This window comes from Enterococcus sp. ZQ21, from assembly GCF_030053755.1.
In the GTDB taxonomy this organism is placed as follows: domain Bacteria; phylum Bacillota; class Bacilli; order Lactobacillales; family Enterococcaceae; genus Enterococcus_B; species Enterococcus_B lactis.
On sequence record NZ_CP125658.1, the window covers coordinates 936,816 to 958,991 of the forward strand.

At 38.2% G+C, this 22,176-nt stretch carries 20 protein-coding genes and 4 pseudogenes; 19 read left to right on the forward strand and 5 right to left on the reverse strand.

Annotated elements, in window-relative coordinates; translation table 11 throughout:
- Window positions 1-204: 204 nt before the first annotated feature.
- Window positions 205-1,422, reverse strand: a complete 1,218-nt coding sequence (locus tag QK255_RS04420) for an IS110 family RNA-guided transposase (protein WP_002329618.1) — start codon at window positions 1,420-1,422, stop codon at window positions 205-207.
- 274 nt (window positions 1,423-1,696) lie between these two features.
- Entirely contained in the window at window positions 1,697-2,251 is a 555-nt protein-coding gene (locus tag QK255_RS04425) for an NADPH-dependent FMN reductase (RefSeq protein WP_002290264.1), read from the reverse strand.
- A 179-nt stretch (window positions 2,252-2,430) separates the two neighbouring features.
- Here QK255_RS04425 and QK255_RS04430 point away from each other — a divergent pair, with 179 nt between their 5' ends.
- From QK255_RS04430 to QK255_RS04480, 11 genes and pseudogenes are all read left to right on the forward strand, one after another.
- Window positions 2,431-3,543, forward strand: a complete 1,113-nt coding sequence (locus tag QK255_RS04430; RefSeq protein WP_002290265.1) for a helix-turn-helix domain-containing protein — start codon at window positions 2,431-2,433, stop codon at window positions 3,541-3,543.
- 1 nt (window position 3,544) lies between these two features.
- Window positions 3,545-3,745: a PLDc N-terminal domain-containing protein gene (locus QK255_RS04435; protein WP_002290267.1), complete on the forward strand. Its 201-nt coding sequence runs from the start codon at window positions 3,545-3,547 to the stop codon at window positions 3,743-3,745.
- A pseudogene (locus QK255_RS04440) lies at window positions 3,745-4,646 on the forward strand (ABC transporter ATP-binding protein). Before QK255_RS04435 ends, QK255_RS04440 begins: the two are co-directional and overlap by 1 nt.
- Window positions 4,643-5,413 carry a DUF2705 family protein gene (locus QK255_RS04445; protein WP_283341593.1) on the forward strand — a complete coding sequence of 257 codons (771 nt, stop codon included), beginning with the start codon at window positions 4,643-4,645 and terminating at the stop codon, window positions 5,411-5,413. Before QK255_RS04440 ends, QK255_RS04445 begins: the two are co-directional and overlap by 4 nt.
- Before the next feature lie 121 nt (window positions 5,414-5,534).
- Window positions 5,535-5,810, forward strand: a complete 276-nt coding sequence (gene rpsP / locus QK255_RS04450) for a 30S ribosomal protein S16 (protein ID WP_002290274.1) — start codon at window positions 5,535-5,537, stop codon at window positions 5,808-5,810.
- A gap of 11 nt (window positions 5,811-5,821) precedes the next feature.
- Window positions 5,822-6,073: a KH domain-containing protein gene (locus tag QK255_RS04455; RefSeq protein ID WP_002290277.1), complete on the forward strand. Its 252-nt coding sequence runs from the start codon at window positions 5,822-5,824 to the stop codon at window positions 6,071-6,073.
- A 123-nt stretch (window positions 6,074-6,196) separates the two neighbouring features.
- On the forward strand, window positions 6,197-6,988 hold the full coding sequence (locus QK255_RS04460) for a hypothetical protein (protein ID WP_002290279.1): 792 nt from the start codon (window positions 6,197-6,199) through the stop codon (window positions 6,986-6,988).
- Window positions 6,989-7,139: 151 nt separating this feature from the next.
- Window positions 7,140-7,664, forward strand: a complete 525-nt coding sequence (gene rimM / locus QK255_RS04465; RefSeq protein WP_002290281.1) for a ribosome maturation factor RimM — start codon at window positions 7,140-7,142, stop codon at window positions 7,662-7,664.
- A complete protein-coding gene (trmD, locus tag QK255_RS04470) occupies window positions 7,654-8,406 on the forward strand; it encodes a tRNA (guanosine(37)-N1)-methyltransferase TrmD (protein ID WP_002290282.1) in 753 nt (250 codons plus the stop codon). Before rimM ends, trmD begins: the two co-directional genes overlap by 11 nt.
- Window positions 8,407-8,549: 143 nt before the next feature.
- A complete protein-coding gene (rplS, locus tag QK255_RS04475; RefSeq protein ID WP_002290284.1) occupies window positions 8,550-8,897 on the forward strand; it encodes a 50S ribosomal protein L19 in 348 nt (115 codons plus the stop codon).
- Between the two features lie 256 nt (window positions 8,898-9,153).
- A complete protein-coding gene (locus tag QK255_RS04480) occupies window positions 9,154-9,447 on the forward strand; it encodes a DUF2087 domain-containing protein (RefSeq protein ID WP_002290286.1) in 294 nt (97 codons plus the stop codon).
- An 87-nt stretch (window positions 9,448-9,534) separates the two neighbouring features.
- Here QK255_RS04480 and QK255_RS04485 read toward each other — a convergent pair whose 3' ends face one another.
- Entirely contained in the window at window positions 9,535-10,191 is a 657-nt protein-coding gene (locus QK255_RS04485) for a CPBP family intramembrane glutamic endopeptidase (RefSeq protein WP_002290288.1), read from the reverse strand.
- Between the two features lie 342 nt (window positions 10,192-10,533).
- Here QK255_RS04485 and QK255_RS04490 point away from each other — a divergent pair.
- The 5 genes and pseudogenes from QK255_RS04490 to QK255_RS04515 all read left to right on the forward strand — a co-directional run bounded on the left by QK255_RS04490 (window position 10,534) and on the right by QK255_RS04515 (window position 17,413).
- Window positions 10,534-12,861, forward strand: a pseudogene (locus QK255_RS04490) (MBG domain-containing protein).
- Window positions 12,858-13,058 (forward strand): hypothetical protein, encoded by a 201-nt coding sequence (locus QK255_RS04500; RefSeq protein ID WP_002290292.1) that lies wholly within the window; start codon window positions 12,858-12,860, stop codon window positions 13,056-13,058. The pseudogene QK255_RS04490 and the gene QK255_RS04500 overlap by 4 nt, the downstream one beginning before the upstream one ends.
- Window positions 13,059-13,067: 9 nt before the next feature.
- Window positions 13,068-14,360: a SpaH/EbpB family LPXTG-anchored major pilin gene (locus QK255_RS04505; RefSeq protein ID WP_002290293.1), complete on the forward strand. Its 1,293-nt coding sequence runs from the start codon at window positions 13,068-13,070 to the stop codon at window positions 14,358-14,360.
- The gene (locus QK255_RS04510; protein ID WP_002290294.1) at window positions 14,357-15,787 is read left to right on the forward strand and encodes a SpaH/EbpB family LPXTG-anchored major pilin; all 1,431 of its coding nucleotides are present in this window, start codon (window positions 14,357-14,359) and stop codon (window positions 15,785-15,787) included. The genes QK255_RS04505 and QK255_RS04510 overlap by 4 nt, the downstream gene beginning before the upstream one ends.
- A 453-nt stretch (window positions 15,788-16,240) precedes the next feature.
- On the forward strand, window positions 16,241-17,413 hold the full coding sequence (locus tag QK255_RS04515) for a class C sortase (RefSeq protein WP_002342072.1): 1,173 nt from the start codon (window positions 16,241-16,243) through the stop codon (window positions 17,411-17,413).
- A gap of 161 nt (window positions 17,414-17,574) precedes the next feature.
- Here QK255_RS04515 and QK255_RS04520 read toward each other — a convergent pair whose 3' ends face one another.
- Window positions 17,575-18,288 carry a hypothetical protein gene (locus QK255_RS04520; RefSeq protein WP_002293155.1) on the reverse strand — a complete coding sequence of 238 codons (714 nt, stop codon included), beginning with the start codon at window positions 18,286-18,288 and terminating at the stop codon, window positions 17,575-17,577.
- A gap of 369 nt (window positions 18,289-18,657) precedes the next feature.
- On the opposite strand from QK255_RS04520, the gene QK255_RS04525 reads away from it, so the two are divergent.
- A complete protein-coding gene (locus QK255_RS04525) occupies window positions 18,658-19,080 on the forward strand; it encodes a helix-turn-helix domain-containing protein (protein ID WP_002293156.1) in 423 nt (140 codons plus the stop codon).
- Window positions 19,081-19,245: 165 nt separating this feature from the next.
- On the opposite strand, the gene QK255_RS04530 is transcribed toward QK255_RS04525, so the two are convergent.
- The gene (locus QK255_RS04530) at window positions 19,246-20,439 is read right to left on the reverse strand and encodes an MFS transporter (RefSeq protein ID WP_002293157.1); all 1,194 of its coding nucleotides are present in this window, start codon (window positions 20,437-20,439) and stop codon (window positions 19,246-19,248) included.
- A gap of 121 nt (window positions 20,440-20,560) precedes the next feature.
- Between QK255_RS04530 and QK255_RS04535 the strand changes: the two are divergent.
- Window positions 20,561-21,007, forward strand: a pseudogene (locus QK255_RS04535) (DUF2264 C-terminal domain-containing protein); the annotation flags it as partial.
- Window positions 20,997-22,149: pseudogene (locus QK255_RS04540) on the forward strand (glycoside hydrolase family 88 protein). The pseudogenes QK255_RS04535 and QK255_RS04540, both read left to right, overlap by 11 nt.
- Window positions 22,150-22,176: the final 27 nt, after the last annotated feature.

Below are 22,176 nucleotides of genomic sequence, written 5' to 3' on the forward strand. Positions count from 1 at the left end.
TTTGAAAAGCAATTTTCGTGAATTCCTTCTTATTCTTGGAGTTAAACGCTTCTGTCCCAGCCTTTTCCTACGATTAGTCAAGTAAAAGGTGTAAGAAAAATAGCTCATAAACGAAAGCGACAAAATCAAGGCACACCAAATAAAGCCCCGTTCGTAAAAAATTTTCGATCTGGGCAAAGAAGTGGTATACTGTAAGTGGTTTAGTTAATGGTCCACTGAGACCGCGTACGCATAGTCGTACTCTGTATGTGCCCTAACCATAGCGTGCATACATTTCAGAAGCTTGTTCATACAAGCAACTGTGGCAACCTTATCTTTCTTAGGGATAGGTTGCTTTTTTAATTTGTAGTAATAATCGACAATATGATTAGGAGCTGCGCGTTGCTGGCGAATCATATTTCGAATGGTGAAGAAAATAATTTTCCGTGCTTTGGGATTACCACGCTTATTGATGCGGTCTTGGCCAGTATACTTACCTGAATGATACCGTCGGATGTCAATTCCGACAAAGGCATTCAATTGTTTATGGGTTTTAAATCGTGTGATATCTCCTAATTCACCGAGCAATAAAGCGGCTGTGAGTGCGCCAATCCCAGGGAATGTTTGGTACAACAAAAAGCAAGGAGAGCCTTCGGCTTTTTTGATCATTTGTGTCGCCAGTGCTTCTTTTTGTTCGAGTAAATCTTGGAGAAGTTCGGCGTAATAGATCGTTTTTTGACAGTGGATACTGTCTTTTTCAACAGCTGGATAGGCACACTGTGCATAGTGGATGATTTGATCTGCCTTTTGCTCGGCACGATTCGCGGAGATTTTTTTCCGTGTTTCGTTGATCAGTTTATTTTTTATTTTTGTCCGAGTAGATGCCAATACAAAATCTGGATGGGGAAAAAGACGGATCAATGTCAATGCGTAAGGGGTCAGCCTGTTTGAAAAGAACTGTTCAAGCTCTGGAAAAGTCAACTGAAGGCAGTTGTGTAAATCCATGCGCAGACGAGTGATTTTCTTCTCAATTTCTTGATAAAAACGGGCTAAATCGCGCATCTCTAAGTAAAAATTGCTTTGTACTTCTTTTGGCTGACGTTGATTTTTAAGATGAGTCTGTGCGAGCCGATGGGCATCCGATTTATCTGTTTTCCAACTGCGTAAGGTGTTTTCTTCCATCTGCTTTTTCGCTTCTAACGGGTTTAACAAACAGTAAGAAAAGTGATGATCTTGAAAGAACTTTTCGACTGGTCTGGAATAAATCCCCGTTGCTTCAAAAACAATCAATGGACGTTCAGGCAAGTGCTGGATCTCTTCGAGTAATGCATGAAATCCTCTTTGAGTGTGTTCGATCTCGTCTTCAAATAAGCAGGTGTCGTCTTTGTATAGGACACTGTAGCTGTGTCCCATTGAAACATCTAATGCAAGAATGTAAGGCATTTGTTTTCCTCCTTTTTAAGTTTTGAAAGAACTTTACTGCTTCATTTCGATTCCAATTTCCTATACACGGGCTCATGGCCCCAACATACGTAAACCTGATTCTAAAATGACAGTAAAGAAGTTCGGTTTTTGATAGGGACTCGTAGTCCTCAAGGCTTTGTTCGAACTTTCTTTCATTCTTCACTATAATCTAAAAATAGAAAATAGAGGAGAACATCATTCGTCAATGATGTTCCCCTCTAATCTTAGTATGTTTTTTATTATTGTTCTGATTTTATTCTGCTAATTTGTTAGAAAAATCTAGATACGCATCTAAAATCGTTTGGAAGAAACTTAATGTTCCTTCAACGATATTGCCGTTTTCATCAATTAGATTCGCAACGTTTCCGATATATGCTTCCGGTTGTTGCAAGGTTGGCACATTCAAAAAGACAAGTGATTGGCGTAGATGGTGGTTTGCGCCAAAGCCGCCAATCCCACCTGGTGATGCAGTAACGACTAAACCTGGTTTATGATCCCAAACACTGTGTCCATAAGGTCTTGAGCCTACATCTAAAGCATTTTTCAATACTGCTGGCACAGAGCGGTTGTATTCAGGAGTAACGAAAACGACACCGTCTAATCCGCTCACCTCCTCACGAAAACGAGTCCATTCAGCAGGAGCTTTTTCTGGGGTTTCAAGATCCTCATTGTAAAATGGCAGATCATCGAATTTTACAAATACACTTTCGTACCCTTCAGGAAGCAATTTCGCAAAAGCTTCTGCTACTTTTTTGTTGTAAGAATCTTTTCTTAAACTACCAATAAAAAATCCAATTTTTTTTGTCATACGATTTTTCCTCCTTCAAACTATCTATAATAATCTTACAAAAAATAAGTAATTGGAGCAAACAAAAACACTTACTGGCAAAAGTTTCGTTTTAGTTGACAAATGATCGCGAAGTATCGTTAGTCTCCATTGCCAACCCTCTTAGAAAGTCTATATAATGAAGAAAAAGGAGGGATAAGATGGAAGAATTATCATTATCGAAAAATGTAGCAAATTTACGAAAGAAAAAAGGCGTGACTCAAGAAACTCTAGCTGAATTCATAGGTGTGACAAAAGCTTCTGTTTCCAAATGGGAGACAGGCCAAAGTATGCCTGATGTACTCATATTGCCTAAATTAGCCAGTTTTTTTGATGTGTCTGTTGATGAACTGCTCGGCTATCATCCTCAATTGACGAAAGAGAAAATCAGACACTTTTATCAGCAGTGGACCACCGCTTTTTCTGAAGAGCCCTTTGAATATGTGATGGAGGACTGTAGAAAAGCGGTCAAACAATATTACTCATGTTATCCTTTTCTTCTACAAGTAGTCGTTTTGTGGTTGAATCATTTTATGCTAACAAAGGATCTGGAGGAACAACAAGCAATTCTGTCTGAAGCAGAAGCGTTATGTACGAAAATCGTTGAAGAATCAACAGAATTATCTCTATGCAATAATGCTTCTTTGTTAAAAGTAGCGGTCATGCTCCAGTTAGGCAAACCAGAAGAAGCTTTATCTGAAATCGAAGAAAAAGCGGACCCTTATCGTTTTGCCCAGCAAAGCGACACCTTACTTATCCAAGCGTACCGAGCCGCTGGTCAAACAAAAAAAGCGGTAAGCTATACTCAATTCAGCATGTTTTCTCATTTAATCAATCTCGTATCTTCAGCCACTCATTATCTATTGATCCAAATCATTCAATTACCGGTTATAGAAGAAACTGTCAATAGAATAGATGCTGTGATCCAAGCATTCAACCTGACGGCGGTCCATCCCAACAGTTGTGCTCAATTTTCTTACGCTGCAGCCTGTGCTTATGCGAAACATGAAAAAGAAGAACAAGTAATAAAGTGTTTAAAACAGTTTGTGGATTTGACACTTATACTTTTAAGCGAGGAAGGCAGGATCCTTCATGGTGATAGGTATTTTGATGAGATAAATGAGATATTTGAAGGAGCAGATCTTGGGGTACAGCAAATAAGAGACACGAAAATCATTAGGGAAGGGGCATTGAGTGCATTAGAAAATCCGATTTTTCAACAAATTGAGAAATCAAAAATTGTAAAACTAAAAAAACGATTGGCGGGCGAGTAATATGAGCATCAAAGAATTTCTTCCGTTTTTAATTCCTTTAATCATTGTACAGTTTGGATTACTTATTTATGTACTTCATCATATCTTTACACATTCTGCATATAAACATGGAAATCGAATGATATGGGTGATTATTGTTATTGTTGGTATGCAGTTCATCGGTCCTGTCCTTTATTTGATTTTTGGCAAGGAGGATGCGTAGTGGCTATCTTGACACTTGAAAAAGTCTCAAAGTCTTTTGGTACAAACAAATTGCTGGATGATTTATCTTTTTCTGTAGAAGAACAGACGATTTTTGGTTTCATCGGTAAAAACGGTGCTGAAAAACGACAACTATGAAACTGATCTTAGGTCTTATCAAAAAAGACAGCGGAACGATCCGAGTGAACGGAAAAGAAGTAGAGTACGGACAAACAACGACCAATCAAGAAATCGGCTATTTAGCTGATGTACCGGTTTTTTATGATTATATGACCGCTTCCGAGTATTTGATCTTTTGCGGCGAACTCACAGGAATGCCTAAACAGCGGATAAAGGAAAAAACCAATGAACTGTTGTCACTTGTCGGTCTGTCGAATGAAAAGAAGCGGATCAAAAAATTTTCCAGAGGGATGCGACAACGTTTAGGGCTTGCTCAAGCCTTGTTGAACGAGCCCAAATTACTCATTTGCGATGAACCAACTTCTGCTCTTGATCCTGTTGGTCGAAAAGAAATCTTAGGTATCTTATCCTCTGTGAAAGAGCAAACGACGATTTTATTTTCAACTCATATTTTATCTGATGTGGTGCGTATCTGTGACAAAGTTGCTTTTTTGGATAATGGAAAAATCGTGTTGTCTGGATCAGTGGACGAATTGAAAAAGCAAACAAATGCTAGTGGGTTTGAGATCGTATTTTTTTCCAAAAAAGAGCGCGAACAATTTGAAGAGCTTTTACCTGGAGGGATGATCCGAAGTGAATTGCGTATAGCTTATCCACAAAAAAGTAAAGAAGAAATGCTTTTTGCTATGGATTTGCTAGCCAAATATCAATTGCCAGTCCAATCAGTCCAGATGGAAGAACCTACGCTAGAAAAACTCTTTTTGGAGGTCGTTCAATCATGAGACAACTCATTGCCTTCGCCAAAAAGGAGCTAAAGGAAAACTGGCGTACTGGAAAAATCATCACGCTAAGTGCGCTCACAGTGATTTTCGGTATAATGAATCCATTGCTATCTAAATTGACTCCTTATTTAGTGCAAGCTATGTCAACAACTCTGGCAGAGTCAGGGATTTCTGTTCAGAAAATCATAGTTGATGCAACGACTTCATGGACACAATTTTATAAAAATATTCCGATGCTGTTGATTTTCTTTCTTCTTTTATTCAGCGGGATATTGACAAGCGAATACCAAAACGGAACAATCATCAACTTGCTGACAAAAGGGATGAAGCGATGGAAGATATTTCTGTCGAAATGGATCATGGGTATACTATTTTGGAGTGTCAGCTATTGGTGCTGTTATAGTATTACGCTAGCATACACGATTTATTATTGGGACCAGTCGATTATCTCCCATCCTTTATTTATCAGTTTTACTTATTATTTTTTTGGCTGTTGGCTTTATTCATTGATTTTATTTTATTCAGCTTTTCTTTCTTCCAATTATGCGGTTCTGTTGGCTAGTGGGGGAACGGTCATTCTGAGTTATGGTGCTGGGTTGTTCTCTAAAGTAGCAGAATATGTACCGACTTATTTGATTTCTTCCTCAAATTATCTTACGAAAGAAATCCACCTTACAGATTATACTCAGTCATTAGCAGTGTCATGTTGTTCTATCGTCATATCCATCGTAGCTGGGTGGCTTGTTTTTAACAAAAAAGAAGTCTAAAATCTGCTATTTCCTAAAAAAATCGAATTTAATCAAGCTGTAAAGAAAAAAAGCTTTACAGGGTAAAAAAAAACTGTTACACTACATCTTGTGAATAAAACAATGGAGGTGGAAATAAATAATGGCAGTTAAAATCCGTTTAAAACGTATGGGTTCTAAAAAGAGTCCTTTTTACCGTATCGTCGTAGCTGATTCACGTTCTCCTCGTGATGGACGTTTCATCGAAACTGTAGGTACTTACAATCCTTTGAAAGACCCTGCAGAAGTAGTTTTAAAAGAAGACTTAGTTCTTGACTGGTTATCAAAAGGTGCACAACCTTCTGACACTGTACGTAATATCCTTTCAAAAGAAGGCGTCATGCAAAAACACCACGAAGCTAAATTCTCAAAGAAATAAGGTGACCGGATATGAAAGATTTAAGCGACTTAGTCTTAACAATCGTTCGTCCGCTAGTCACTTATCCTGATCAAGTCAAGTTAGATGTCGTAGAGTCGAAAGATTTTTACGAGTACAACCTAACAGTGGCACCTGAAGATATTGGCCGTATCATCGGAAAACAAGGGCGTGTTGCCAAAGCAATCCGCACAATCGTTTACGGTGTTCGGATCAATGCACCAAAAAAAGTGCGTTTGAATATCATCGATGATAAGGAAAAGTAAATAAACGTGCTGTACTCGAATTTCCGAGTACAGCTTTTTTGTTTTTTTATTAATTGAAGAAATGATTATTTGGCAAAAGAAGCAAGAAAGCGTATCCTTATAATAGGAGGGAGTGAGCAGATAATGAGAAATACTATGTTATTTATTCCGTTTGTCTTATTGTTAAGCGCCTGCAGTTTGATTACTGAAAGATCAGACAATACGCAACCATCAAGCAGTACATCTGAAACTGTTGCAAGTACAGAAAAAAGTAGTACTAAAATGGCTTCATCTACTGAACAAACAAGGGCTACCTCAAGTAATGAGGAAAAGACTGCTTTAAACCAATTGAAAGAACAACAACCAAACGTGCCCATGCCTTTAGATGTACCGATTTCTTCTGGCTATCTCAATGTCGCAGCGGCACAAACAAAGCAAGGTTATTCTATTTTATATTACGGATCAGATCGTCCCCTCAGGTTGAATGCTGACGAATTGAATCAAGAAACGCCTATTGCAACTTATCTCTATCAATATGGATTTGCTTCTAGTCAAGAAACGATACAAGTCTTGCAGCCATTTGAGATCGATACAAATGGGCAGAAAATGGATTTAGGTCATCAAATCACGGGGTATCAGCAAGGAGCAGCAGGTTCAAGCTACCTTGAATGGCAAGAAGGAAATTGGCGTATTCGGATCCGTGGGAATAATATTGATGGTCAAGAACCCTTGCCGTTAGCTAAAGAAATCGTAGCCTATTTGGAAGAAAACAGGCTGCCAGCACCTGAACAATTTGGTAAGATAACTATTGATATGGGAGATACGACGAATCGAGCCGTAGAAGTAAGTTGGCAAGAACCGAAAAATGTCTATACGATCACTCGTCAAGACCCTATGGCTGCATTGAAGATGGCAGTTTCTATGAAGAAGCCATGACAGAAGTGCTGAGCTTCAAGAAATAAGAAGTCATCAAAAACAGTACGCCACATTTTTGCAATAAATTTGGCTTAATACCCTAAAAGAAAACTAGAATTGCCTCTCCGCACATGCTAAAATAAAACAGACAAAAAAGAAATGGGGATATAAGTTGACTGAATACTTGAATGTAGGAAAAATCGTAAACACACAAGGTATCAAAGGTGAAGTCCGTGTGATCTCAACAACGGATTTCCCAGAAGAACGTTACAAAAAAGGGACGGTGCTGACATTATTCCAAGATGGAAAAGCACCTATTGAATTAACGGTCAAAAGTCATCGTAAACATAAAAATTTTGACTTATTGAGTTTTGAAGGTCATCCTTCCATCAACGATGTGGAAAAATATCGGGATGGCATATTGAAAGTGTCAAAAGACAACTCTGTAGATCTAGATGAAAATGAATTCTATTACCACGAGATCATCGGTCTGCGTGTGGTGGAAGAAGATGGAACGGAACTAGGTAAAGTAAAAGAAATCTTGTCACCAGGCGCTAATGATGTTTGGGTCGTTCAACGTCCGAAAAAGGCTGATATCTTGCTTCCATATATCGCTTCTGTCGTCAAAGAAGTTGATTTAGAAGCTGGAGTGATCCGTGTAGAAATCCCAGAAGGACTGATTGACGATGAAGATTGATGTATTGACTTTATTTCCACGAATGTTTGAAGGTCCTATGGGTGAATCCATCATCGGCAAGGCTGTAGATAAAGGTTTATTAGACATCAATATCTCTAACTTCCGCGACTATTCAGATAATAAACATCAGACAGTAGACGACTATCCATATGGCGGAGGAGCAGGTATGTTGCTCAAAGTCCAGCCAATCTATGATAATATCCAAGCAATTGAACAAGCTGCACCTGATGTCAAGAAACGAGTCATCCTTCTTGATCCAGCTGGTAAACGATTCGATCAGAAAATGGCAGAAGAATTTTCACAAGAAGAACACCTGGTATTCATTTGTGGTCACTACGAGGGGTATGATGAACGTATCCGCACATTAGTGACAGATGAAGTTTCCTTAGGGGATTATGTCCTTACTGGGGGAGAATTAGGTGCGATGGTCATGATCGATGCAACAGTTCGGCTGTTGCCAGATGTGTTAGGCAATCAGACTTCTGCCCAAACCGATTCTTATTCAACTGGTCTATTAGAACATCCCCAATATACTCGTCCAGCAGAATATAAAGGGATGAAAGTACCAGAAGTATTGACAAATGGAAATCATAAATTGATTGAAGAATGGCAATTAAAAGAGTCGCTAAGAAGAACCTATCAACGCCGACCTGATCTCTTGGAAACACTTGAATGGACGCCTCAAATGACGAAATTTTTAGAAGAAATCAAGAAAGAAGAGCAAAAAAAACAGCAGATGTAGGCAAGTAACTTTTTCTAAAATCTTCTTTACAGTAGATTGATAGTATGTTAGTATTTTATGGTGAGTGCACAAGCACTTAACTATTACGATATTCCGCTGTGAGAGAAGCTCATAAGAATATTTGGAATAAGGAGAAGAAAACCATGAATCCATTAATCGAAGAATTAACAAAAGACCAATTACGTTCTGACATCCCAGCGTTCCGCCCTGGTGACACTGTGCGTGTTCACGCAAAAGTTGTCGAAGGTACTCGTGAACGTATCCAGTTATTTGAAGGTGTTGTTATCAAACGCCGCGGTGCTGGAATCAGCGAAACTTATACAGTACGTAAAGTTTCTAACGGAGTGGGCGTTGAGCGTACATTCCCATTGCACACACCACGTGTTGCAAAAATCGAAGTAGTTCGCTACGGTAAAGTACGTCGTGCAAAATTGTACTACCTACGTGCATTACACGGAAAAGCTGCTCGTATCAAAGAAATCCGTCGTTAATCATTGTTATCAGACAGAGAAAGAACCCTTGGTATTCAAGGGTTCTTTTTTTGTTCTTATCATGTAATGCAATATTCTTGATTCAGTATTTTTTAATTACTCGACTGGGCGAATAACTTATTAGGATGAGTCTTCCGACAAATATTAGTAAAAAAAAGAGCCATGTGATAATATCTTTCTTGAGAGTAACCGCTTTAAAAAATCCAGAATATTCTAACATAAATGGAGTATTCTTAGAATCAAAAGGAGAAAGAAGATGATTTATACTTATACGGAGCAAGAGAAAATGAAAGTTTTGGAGACATTTATGAAGGATGGAAAAGTAAAACAAGTACCAAGCGCAACAAAAAAGAAATACATCTTGCTGAAAGAAGTCTTGAAACGATTCGAACATGGAGTAATCTATACAGAAACAGAAGTCAATTCGATATTGATGGACATATTTTCTAGTGCTGATTATGTCGAACAAAGGCGTTATCTAATCACATTCGGTTTTTTCAAAAGAAGTTCGGATGGTCGAGCGTATCAGTTGATGGGAAATGAAAATTAGAAGTTTTGATTTATACTAATTGAAAAAAATTCAAGTATGCGGCGTAGAACCAATGTCGCATACTTGAATTTTTTTTGTCATCTGTATCTATAATACAAAACCAAGAACGTTATTCAAAATATGGATAGCCATGATAAAAGCTAATGAGCGATTCGCAGTTAAATAAGCAATCGTCAGTAAAATCGTTCCAGGAGCGTACATGAAAAAATCAATTGGATGCGTTACATGAATAAATGTAAATAGAAAAATAGAAATCAAAGAAGACAAAATTAAACCAATAGATTGAGAAAGCCAATTAATTAAAAGATGACGAAAAATAAGTTCTTCTAAAATCGGGCCAAGGAAAGCAAAAACAATCAAAGTCAAAAATAGCGGCGTTTGTTTTCCTAATTGCGATAAATATTCCTGATTGGCTGATTGGTTAGTAGGACCTAAAATGTGTTGCATGAAGACATCTACTAAAAAGATCAAGCCTACCCAAAAAAATATACTAGCAATTCTCAGCCAAGTTTTTTCTTTGAAATAAGAAAAACTTTCTATGATCTCTTTACGAAACAAAATGATTCCAATAATAGAAGGAATACATAAGTTAACCGCGAACACAACAAACTCTGAATGTATTAAATCACTGTTCGTTACCATAGATAATAAGGCTAATGGAAGGATCCCTAATTGAAATCCTATGAATAAAAAATAAAGAATGAATAAAGATAATTCTCTTTTATTTGTACGAATAAACGTCAAAACGTACCTCCTAAAATTAGATTTTGGACAAATGTCCTTTAAAAAGATAACAAGATTTTGTTCTTGAAACAATATATATGCTTTTATTCTTCCCCCCTAGCTTCCAAAATTAAGCAATACTTCAATTCATCAAGTTTTATCTTTTTTTTAATAATCGTAAAAAAAGAGTATTTTTTATTTAAAAATAAATCTTTTCTATTAAGCGTGAGGAATAGAATAATCTTAGAATAAAAAGAGAATAGAAATGATCCAAACTTTCCATGCATCAATAAAATAGTAAAAATTAGATTTTGAATAACGTGCACGTGCTTATTTGATAACGTTTTTTTATTGAGAGGAGGGATGAAAATGATCAAGAAAACTCAAAATAAAATCCAACGTATATGTCAAAAACATTTTGATTCTAGACTAAAAGCTATATCTCGAAGAAAAAACTTGCGTACCATTGCAGTTTCGATAATCGTGATTCTTACTTTCTTAGGAAGTTTATCCAATAGGAATGTAAACGTTTATACAGAAACGTCAAGTTTTGCTAACCAAATGACAGAGGAGACAAATAGTCCACCCGCCTCTGAAATACAGTCAACAGAAAGTACCGATCAGTCTAGCAACAACGAGACAACCTCAACTACAACCTCGACTCAGCTGATTGATCCGACAGAAGAAGAAATCGCAGCAGCAAAAGCAGCAGGGGAAAAAGCTTATTCAGAAACAGGTAAAAGTCAGACATTTAGTGCTGTTGCGGCCACTGCGAATTTCAACGGACATACCATACCAGATGGATATACAGTGATATATGCCAAAGATGGAGTCATTGTTGCGGTTAACGGAACGATGAGTGCGGATAAAACCGCGCTACAAGGTGTTACCAAAGCAATCGCTTTTATTGATAACCGTCCAGATATCCATAATCTGTTTATTGGCTCCACAGTAAATGGTACTACTACCACCTTCCCAAAAAGTATCTATATGGGGGTGGCTACCGCTGGAAATACGATCGATTCCGTTACACCCAATGCGGATAAAAGTTATTCTTTTACACCCTCAACATGGGGAGGGCTTCCTGCCGGAGGGGGTATTAGTACTTTTTCAATCGGTATACAGTTAGCAAACGATATTCCATTCACAGGGTACTCGATCAAAAATGGACAGATCGTTGATAACAAGGGGAATATTTCAGTTGTTCCAACCTATCAAGCAGCGACGGTTCAGGTCAATGCAAACCAACCTGGAACATTCTCTTATACTGTTAATGGCGGGATAGCACAAACTGGAACATACGGGACTACACTATCTGGAATCCATGTGGGGGACAAAGTGGTTATTATTCCAACAGCAGTAACGGGCTATTCTTTTGCACAAACAAACGGTTCTTTCACAGCCCTAGAAAGTAACGTCGATACGGTGACCTATACAGGCAAACAAACACCAATCACTATTAAGTATCAAGACTATTTTGGACAGACGATTGCTCCTTCTAAAATAATGAATCTTACTTACGGAAGTGCTGCACAAGACCTGACGACTAATGTGCCTATTATCAGCGGATATACCTTTACAGCTGTTTCAGCGACAGAAACAAAGAACCAATCAGCAACGAGTGTTTCAGCTAGTTTAGATACAAATGGAAATGTAATCGTAAAGGACGCAAATGGAAAACAGATTTCTGAAGTCATCCTATATTATAAGACAAATGCAACAGTATCAATCAATGCAAATGGCAGTAAGTACTATGATGGTCTTTCTGTTGTACCGATCGTTAAATATACCTTTAATGATAAAACAGAATCAACATCCCTTTTAAACAATGATCTCAATATTGATCAAATCCCATGGAATCCAACTGATTTCAAAGCGATGAATGAAAAGGGAGTTGAAGTAACTGCGCCTACTGAAATTGGAACCTATACGTCTTGGCAATTGACAGAAAGCGGATTAGCTAAACTAGCTGCCAGAACAAACTATCTATTTCCTATCGTGTAGACATCTGATATCTATACGATCAAGCCAATCAGCGGTACGGTAGAGCTCGGTGGCAGTAAGACATATGATGGAAAAGCAGGAATCCCGTCAATCCATGTCAAGCTAGCAGAAGGTGTCACCAGTTCGGTTACTCCAGTGCAAGTGACCCTTAGCAACACGGACTACACAGTAGATGCACAATCAGCAAAAAATATGGTTAACGTTGGCAGCTATGCAATTAAATTAACGAAAAGCGGGATAGATAAAGTCAAAGCAGCAAATCCCAAGATGTCATTTACTGATATAGCTAACACATCAGGAACCTATACCATCAATAAAGCCGATGCAGTGATTACTGTCGATGACGCTGCCTTTAATTATGATGCCCAAAGTCACTCGATACCGGTTGGAAATGTCCACGTTACTGGTGTTGTCTCAGGTGAAGCATTGGATTATACACTAACAGCTAACAGCCGGACAGATATCGGAACACAAATAGTAACGATTAGTTTAGGGGAAGGAACTGTAAACAATAATTATTCGATTACCGCAACAGATACCGCTGAGTTGACGATCAATCCGACTCTCTTGCTTCCTTCGACAGGCGGGATAGGTCTACTGCCCTTTGTCTTTTTAGGAATGATTTTTATTTTTTCTGGCTTCTTTTATTTTATCCATCGTAAGAAAAAAGCAGGTGAACAGCGATGAAAAAAATAAAAAGTGTACGTGTGGATAGGTTTGCCGTTCTCTTTTTTATCCTACTGGGATTTTTTAGTGGTTCTCCGACTGTGTCAGCCAGAGAATCATCTATTACATTTACTTTGCATAATCGAATGTTCGAAAGCGAACAGATGCCAAGTATCAGTCAAAACGACGGAATGGCTAGTCCAGATAACTTTCAGTAGGCAAAAGGGTTGAACGGTGTTACTTTCGCTATATATGATGTCTCGGATGAATTTTACAAGCTGCGGTCAGAAGGAAGTAGTATAGAAGACGCACAAAGAAAACTAGCACAGAAAAGTGATAGTGAAAAAATACTGGCAGAAAGTGTGACAAAAACAGTAGACGGGGGAGAGGGCATTGCTTCTTTTCGTGTATCGGACAAAGACGAGCAAGGTCGTGACGCTGTTTACCGATTTGCGGAAATAAAATCTTCAGATCAAGTAAAAGAAAAATCAGCACCATTTGTCGTCGTGCTTCCTGTGACAGATTCATCTAATCATAAATTGACGACCATCCACTTGTATCCTAAGAGCGAACAAAAAATACCTGCTGCACTCACATTAACAAAAAAAGTAGAGAACAAGCAGACAGATTTTGCAGATGGGGATAAAGTACCTTATCTCATCACTACCACAATTCCTGAGAACATCAACGAGGTAGGAACCTATACGATCACAGATACAGCTGATCCTCAGTTGTGGCTAGAACCAGAAACGATCGATCTTTTGATTGGGGGAGAAAAGATTCATACATTTCATACACAAAAAACAAAACATGGTTTTGTATTATCGGATTCTGGAAAAGATCTCAGTTCGTTTGCTGAGAAAAAATTAACGATCCGTTACCAAATGTCATTGAAAGAAAACAGTGAAAAAACGACATTTGACAACGAGGTACGTTTGACGACTGACAATCAAACAGTAGAAACACATCTTGCCACCCAAACAGGTGGCAAACAATTTGTCAAAGTGGATCGGCAGACGAAACAAAGACTGGCAGATGCTCAATTTCTAGTCAAAAGAGATAACCAATATTTAGCGCAAGAAAATGGGATAAATCACTGGGTAGCCAAAGATGATCCGAGAGCAACGATTTTTACTTCCGGTAAAGATGGAACATTTTCTGTCCATGGTTTGTCTTTTAGAAGCTATGAACTAGTTGAGATCAAGCCGCCTAAAGGATATGTATGGAGTCCAGCACCAATTCTCTTTGAAGTTGAAGCAGGCAGTTATGATCCGCTTCATCCTATACCATTGGAAATCATCAACGAACCAGAAGCAAATCGGACAAATAACGGAAAAACGCCAGTTCAGATACAGACGAATGGCCCATCAAATGAAAAAAGTGGAGGAAGTTTTCCAAAAACAAACGAAGAGATGCTTGGAGGTTTCTCAATCTTAGGGGTGTTGCTAGTCCTTTCAACAGGGGCAGCTTGGTTTTATAAAAAACAACAAAAAGGAAACAATAGGAGGGAAATAAAATGAAAAACATCAAAACAAAAATATGGGCACTTCTAGGAACTACTATTATGTTGCTTCCTTTCGTTCTCAGCCTAGGAACTGCAGATGTCTCTGCAGCCGTATCACCTACACCAGAAAATGTCACGGTTAATTTGCATAAATTGAAATTCACTTCAGCACCAGAAAATCAAATAAACAACGGAACGGAATTGACATTTCCGAATAGCGAACCATTGAATGGTGTAGAATTCAACGTATACGACATCACCGCTACGTACTATCCAAGTAAAGATACAGCAGTTCCAGCAGACGCTACACCCTTTGCAAGTGTAACGACTTCTGGTGAAGGATTAGCTAACTTGACTCTTCCAGGTAAATCTGAAGGGAAAGATGCTGTATATGTCTTTGTAGAAACACCAAAACCTGGTGTCGAAACGTCGCCAAATATCGTGTTGAGCTTACCCTTTTACAACCCTGATTCATCAGACCCTGACAAACCTTTAGACACGATTCATCTATATGCTAAAAATGTCATCAAAGAAAGCAATATCAAAATCCAAAAAGCTGGGAACTTTTCAGGGGTAGATAAGTTAGCAGGGGCGCAATTCCAGATCAAAAATTCAGACAATCAATTTGTGACTGGTTTTGATGAAAATACTGGTGTCGCTCTTTATGGTCCTGCCGAATCAGCATTGACATTCACAACAGATAGTGAAGGATCCATCAGTGTCAATGGGTTACTAGACGGAAATTATACTTTGGTTGAAACAAAAGCACCAGATGATTATCAATTGACCGATCCACAAAAAGAAACCTCATTTGTAGTAGAAAACGGAAAATTGCAACAAACAACCGGAATCATCCATGGCGCGGATGAAGCCGATCTTGGGAATCCAAACGGTGTAGTCAATCGGGAAAATACAACTACGGATAACACGATTACTGTAGAAAATGTCCAAAACTACGGTGATTTCCACTTCATCAAACAAGATGTGAACACGCAAGAAAAATTAGCCGGTGCAGAATTTTCTATTCTAAGAGCAAAAGATCCAACTGTTAAATTAATGAAAAAAATAGCAAACCTTGCCTCAGGAGAATACCCATATGCTTGGTCAGATGAAGTCACAGGTTCTGACTGGGAAGAAGTGAAATTGATTTCTGATTCAGAAGGGGAATTTTCAATCGAAGGGCTGAAACAAGGGGCATACTGCCTTCAAGAAACAAAAGCACCAGAAGGCTACGCATTACCTAAGAATGAAGCTGCGTACACTGAATTTACAGTAGATGATGATCCAACAACTTCTGATGAAACAACGATCGATAACCAACCTAAAGGAATCTTGCCTTCAACTGGGGGTATGGGGATCATCGTATTCATCTTGGTAGGTATTGCTTTAGTTGGAGGAACAGTGATCTACTTCAAAAAACGCCATCAAGAAACAGAAGCTTAAACTATTGGAAACAAAAATCATACGATAAATAAACGACAGTGATTCAAATGGGGAGAAAGGTTGTGACAGAAGTGGTCGGTCTCTTGGTATTAAGTCAAATGTATGCAACAATGTGAGGAACCATTTTCACAAAATTTATCTTAATACTCGAAACTAAACTGCTTTTTCACAACCTCTTCTTTAAACGGTGTTCTCCTGCCAACTCCTCGGTCACAAGTCACAATATTCATCAAACATGAGAAGCTGTTTTTTGAAATTGTTCCTTGTGACTCAGAGCTGAACGGCAGGCTCACGACCTCTTTCTTAAACGGTGTTCAATCAGCTGACCTTCGGTATTAGCTCAACAAACGGCAAAATATGAGGAACTATTTTTCCGTTTGCTTCTCTAATACTCAGGTCAAGGCGCTGATTTCACAACCTCTTCATATACATATTAGAAAATAGGTGGACATGATGAAAAAAAGCAGAATAAGAATACTGGACATCTTCATGGCAATCATTTTAGTCGTTGGGATCGGGATCTTTTCTTATCCTTTTGTAGAAGATTCACTGAATGATTTTCTTGCCCAGCAAATGATCATCCATTATCAAAAGCAGGCATCGAGTAAGAATTCAGAAGAAATAAAAAAACAGCAGGAAAAAATGACAAAGAAAAACCAACAGTTGGCAGAGCAAAACGTATCACCAGGGATAGGCAGTTTCAACCAAGCAGTTGATGCAAAAGCATTAAAAGATTTACCTAGTAATGCCTTTTATATGGAACATATGCTTGGAGTCATCGAAATCCCAAAAATCAATGTCAGCTTACCTATATTCGATCAGACAACGGAAATATTTTTGCAAAAAGGAACGTCATTATTGGAAGGAAGTTCTTATCCGACTGGCGGGAAAAGCACCCATGCCGTTCTTTCTGGGCATCGTGGACTCCCAGAAGCAAAATTATTTACAGATTTGCCTAAGTTGAAAAAAGGAGACCAGTTTTTCATCCAGATCAATGGAAAGACATTGGCGTATCAAGTAGAAAAAATCCAAGTGGTCTTACCTGATGAAGTAGATTCTTTGGGTATCCAAAAAGGCAGAGATCTCGTGACTTTGCTTACCTGCACTCCTTATATGGTCAATACACATCGACTGCTTGTGACGGGAAATCGTATTCCTTATCAAGCAAAAGAGGCAAAAAAAGCGATCCAAGGAATTGATCAATGGAAAAAATGGAAATTTTTTATTTGGTTTATCGGTATACTACTTGGATCAATCGGCTTAGTTTGGCTACTCATCGCTTATTTAGATTCTTTGGCCATCGCTAAGCGAAACTATCCTTTATCATTTTATGTAAAGAACACAAACGGACGACCAATCGAAGGAATGGTCTTTTCTGTAAAAACGCTCAACGGCAAACACTATATTACTAGAGAAAAAGTTCCATTTGTGAAAGCTTCTGATGAATACGGACTTGTGAGATTTTCTGATTTAAAAGGCGGGAACTATCGCTTGCAACATGAGGAGCTTCTGCTTAAAATCCATGTAAAACATAAACATTCGAAACAGTTTTCAATGAAATTGAAAAAAGGAAGATACAAACTGCGAAAAGAAAAAGAGGTGTACTATTTGATTGAGAAAGAATGAATGAAGATGTACAAAAAAGCAGAGGGAACAGACTAAATGAAAAAAGAGAGAAGCTGACGAAATGGACGTGTAAACTGCTATTTTTGGTTTACTATCTGGAACGCCAGCTTCTATTTTTTTATGTTTCAGAAGAATTTTATTATTATAGTATAACTTTTGAATTAGTTTCCATAACATTTGGAGCAAGGGGTTAAACCACGAGCTTGAGCTTCGCTTAAAGTGGCAGGGGTATACGTACCATTTCCACATTTATGTGTATGGTATTTTGAACCGGTCGGTGTGACATAGACAGTTTGTTCATTATTTTGCTCAGGAGCTGCGGCTTGTGCCTGCTGAGAGGCCTGTTCAGCTGCTGCTTGCTGTTGCGCCTGTTCTGCTTGTTGCTGTGCGATTGCTTCTTGCCTCGCCTGTTCTGCTTGTTGCTGTGCGATTGCTTCTTGTTGCGCTTGTTCTGCTTGTTGTCGTGCAATTTCTTCTTGCTTTTTCCGTTCTTCTTCTGCTTCTTTTGCTTTGATTGTGGAATCAATTGCAGCAAGACGGCTTGTCAACTCTTGTTTGTTTTCAGGTAGCGCTTGGATAGCTGCTGAAGCAGTTGCATAGTTTTCTTTTGTAGGATTTGCTTCAGCTTGTGATAAAGCAGATTCCGCTTCTGTCACTTTTTTTTCTAGTGCAGCTTTTTCCGCTTTTTGTTTCTCTTCTTCTTTTTTCTTTTCAATTTGTTCTTGTTCTTTCGATGAATCTGCCGTACTTTCGGAGATCGTGGTACTGCTGCTGGAAGCTTGAGCTGAACTTGTGCTTTGAGTAGTAGACGTAGTAGCACCACACCCACTCAACAAACTTCCTGCGACCAAAAACAACGCAACTAATTTTTTCACTAAATTTCCTCCTTAAGTAAAAAAACAACCGTTTTCAATAAATGTCCTTTTCAATTGTTTACTTACTTGTTATAATAATTGTGTTATGAATAGTGATTGAGGAAACTTAATCTAATCCCGTGTTGATACACGGGATTTTTGCTATAGTTCTGTTATTAAGTATGTAATAATAAAATATGTACGTTATTTTATTATTAGATTATTGACATTTATATAATAAACGATTAAATGATTCATATCAATAGAATGCTTAGGAAAAAAAGAGAAATAATAACAGGTTTATGCACCATTAACTGTTTTGCAGTGGGATATTTGTATCCGTTTTTTTCTTGTATGTAGTATAGTAAAGTAGATACAGGAGGAGAAAATATGCAGATTTTTTTAACAAAAGTTTCTCAAAAGAAAATTAAAATGATTCATTTACTGCTTGAAACAGAACGTTGGTGTTCAATAGAAGAACTACAAAATGAATTGAAGGTATCAAGTAAGTCTATCTTGAATTATCTAACAGATTTAGAAGAATTGTTCCAACAATATCCTGATAAGGTCATTTTGAAGAATGAGAATAATCGGCGCTTTTCTATGGAAAAGCAGGAGAACTTCCCAATCTACACTATTTATCTTCATTTCTACAGAAAATCATATAATTATCATTTGATTGAATTCATGTATCAACATCTTGAGAAAAATTTGGAAGATTATGCAGACGCTCAATATACGAGTGTATCCACAGTTTTTCGTTATGCGAAGTTATTAGTAAAGTACTTTGAAATGACGGACGTCAAAGAATAGTCGCCGCCAGATAGAAGGAAATTAGCAGTTGAAAAAGCTGCCCTGCATCAAGTAATACGACCAGCCAAACGGAAACAGTGTCTCATGTTTTTGATTTGGCTGGTCTTATTACCGCAGATGCAAGCTTTTGCCACACCTCTTTCTTGTCATTTACAGACTCAATTATCAATGCTGCAAGCTTTCCCTTAATGCTGTAACACCAGTAAGAGTTGTCAAGACCAGCAGGCTGACTAGGTAAATACCGCTCAAAAACAAGATTACGGCAGTTAAACTATAATGATCCATCAGGAAACCGATGACGATAGAAGAAAAACCACCAACAGCTCGTCCAAGATTCATAATGAAATTATTCGCCGTCGCGCGGATTTCTGTTGGATACAAACTACTAATCACTGCGCCATATCCACCATACATGCCATTGATAAAGTAGCCGACTATCACAGCAGCTGCTACCAAACTCCACTGGCTATGGGCTAACACAAGTAGATAGACAGATAAGGATGAACAAATTAAAAACAAAGAAAAGGCTAGTTTAGGCCCCAATTTATCCATGATCATGCCAAAAGTCATCATCCCCAAAGACATGCCTAAAATAGTACTGACCATCCATAATGAAGACCCAGAAACCGAAAGCCCTAATCGATTTTGCATAATCGAAGGTAGCCAATTCATTAACCCAAAATAGCCGGCAATTTGGACAGTCACCATGATACTAAGGCCACATGTTTGCCAAGCAAGATGTTTTGATTCAAACAGTCTGCTAAGATTGGTTTTCTTTTCGGCGGATTGTGCAGATTTGAATTCCTTTGGTTCAGTCAAGCCGCGACGAATGAACAAGACCATCAACACCGGCAGTACACCTACGACATACAACATCTTCCAACCAAACGTTGGAATGATCACAGCAGCTAAAATCGCAGCCAAAGCCGCACCGACCTGCGCACCAATACCAGCAACCGAAGAAGCTCGTCCAATTTGTTTTTTTGAAAAACTTTCGGAAATCAAGGACATACACGCCCCATATTCTCCTCCCGCTCCTACACCTGCGATAAAGCGAAAGAGATAAACCAAGTAGATGTTTGAAGCAAAATACATCAATAAAGAAGCAATCGAAAACAGAAGGACCGTTTGAGAAAATACTTTCACACGTCCATATTTATCAGCTATGATGCCAAAAAAAATACCTCCAATGAGCATCCCCAAATTAGTGATCGTTGAAATGAAACCCGCTTGCGTACCACTAATATGAAAAGAAGCAATCATTGAAGATAATGAAAAAGCTAAAAACATAATATCCATATTCTCTAAAGCAATTCCCGCCGATGTCGATAATAATACCTTTCGCTGATACGTTGTCATTTTTATACCCCTTTTCCTAAAATTTCCCTAAATTGTTAAAAGTATATCCAAAAAAGAATAAAAAAACAAGTCTTTTTTATTCGAAATAATACACAAACAACCGATATAGCGTCCTTGGTCAGATGTGACAATAAAAAGTACAATCGTTCCGCTTGAAAACGGGCATTTGCGTATCCACGAAATATGGAGTGAACGGTTGCTGTATGTGTATGAAGGCGGGTTTAGTGTACCAATGGAAAATACAAATAGATGTATAGCGGGACAATGTGCCACAGCACGATCGATCATTGGTACTTCGAGGATTAAGAACATCATTGGATACAAGAAAGCTGGGATTATCCGACCTGAACCTAATACAAGTCTTTATTTTCCGGTAACACTATTACCATATTTGACAGGCGTGGCTGAAAGCGGAAAACAAGTATTTATATCTGTGATCAGCGGTGTTTTACCAGACCAAGTTTTTGAAGAGCTTACAGTAGAAATTATTGGGAGAAATATAGAAATCGGGCAACTAGGGCAAAGGATTAATGTAAAGTTGGAGGAAAAATACAACGATGGACAATAGAACAAATATAGTTGAGTTAGATTGGCTAGTTTCAGAAATTGATTTTATTGAAAAACAGGTGCGTGAAAATCAAAAAAAAATTTAAATTTCTCGTACCTGCTGCAGCTAGTAACAATCATGTATATGAAGCGGAAGAAAACACTGATTGGACGGCTAGTTTCTGGTTGGGGATATTATTTTTAACAAAAGAACTTTCTAACTCAAAAGATTTTGATCGAACGATCGAAAGTCAATTAGCTTCATTCAAAGAACGTTTAGAAAAAGATATAGCCTTGGATACGCATGATATCGGATTTTTATATCAATTATCAGCTGTTGCTGATTATCGATTGAATAAAAACGAGTCATCAAAACAAATAGCGATACAAGCAGCTGATCGATTGATGGAGCGGTATTCTCCCAAATCTCAAATTATCCAAGCTTGGGGAGACTTAGATGATCCAAAGCAGCGTGGACGTATGATCATTGACTGTTTGATGAATCTGCCATTACTTTACTTTGCTACTGAGGCTACCGGAGATGAGAGTTATAAAACAGCTGCCTACAATCATGCGAAACAAACTCAAAAGTATATTGTGAGAGACAATGCTACTACTTACCATACGTATTACTTTGATGATGTTACTGGAGTGCCTAAATATGGTCGTACGCAACAAGGTTATTCAGATGAATCCTGTTGGGCACGCGGGCAAGCGTGGGGAATCTATAGATTCACATTAAGTTACTTGTATACGGGAGACGGTTCTTTTTTAGAGACCGCCACGCAACTTGCTGATTATTTTCTACAAGAGCTTCCTGAAGATTTGATTTGTTATTGGGATCTAATATTCAAAGAAGGTAGTCAAGAGGAAAAAGATAGCTCTGCGGCAGCAATAGCTGCATGCGGATTGTTAGAACTTTCCAAACAACTGCCTGTTTCAGATCATCGTCATTTCGATTACGAAGAGATGGCAGTCAAAATCTTGGGAGAATTACAAAAAAACTATACAACGAAACAAGTAGATGGATCAAACGGGCTGCTTCTCCATGCCGTTTATGATAAAAACAGCTTAAAAGGTGTAGATGAATGTGTGATCTGGGGCGATTACTTTTATGTAGAAGGGATCACTCGTCTAGCTGAAAAATGGTACTGTTACTGGTGATGTATAAGAAAAGAGGAGGATTCATAT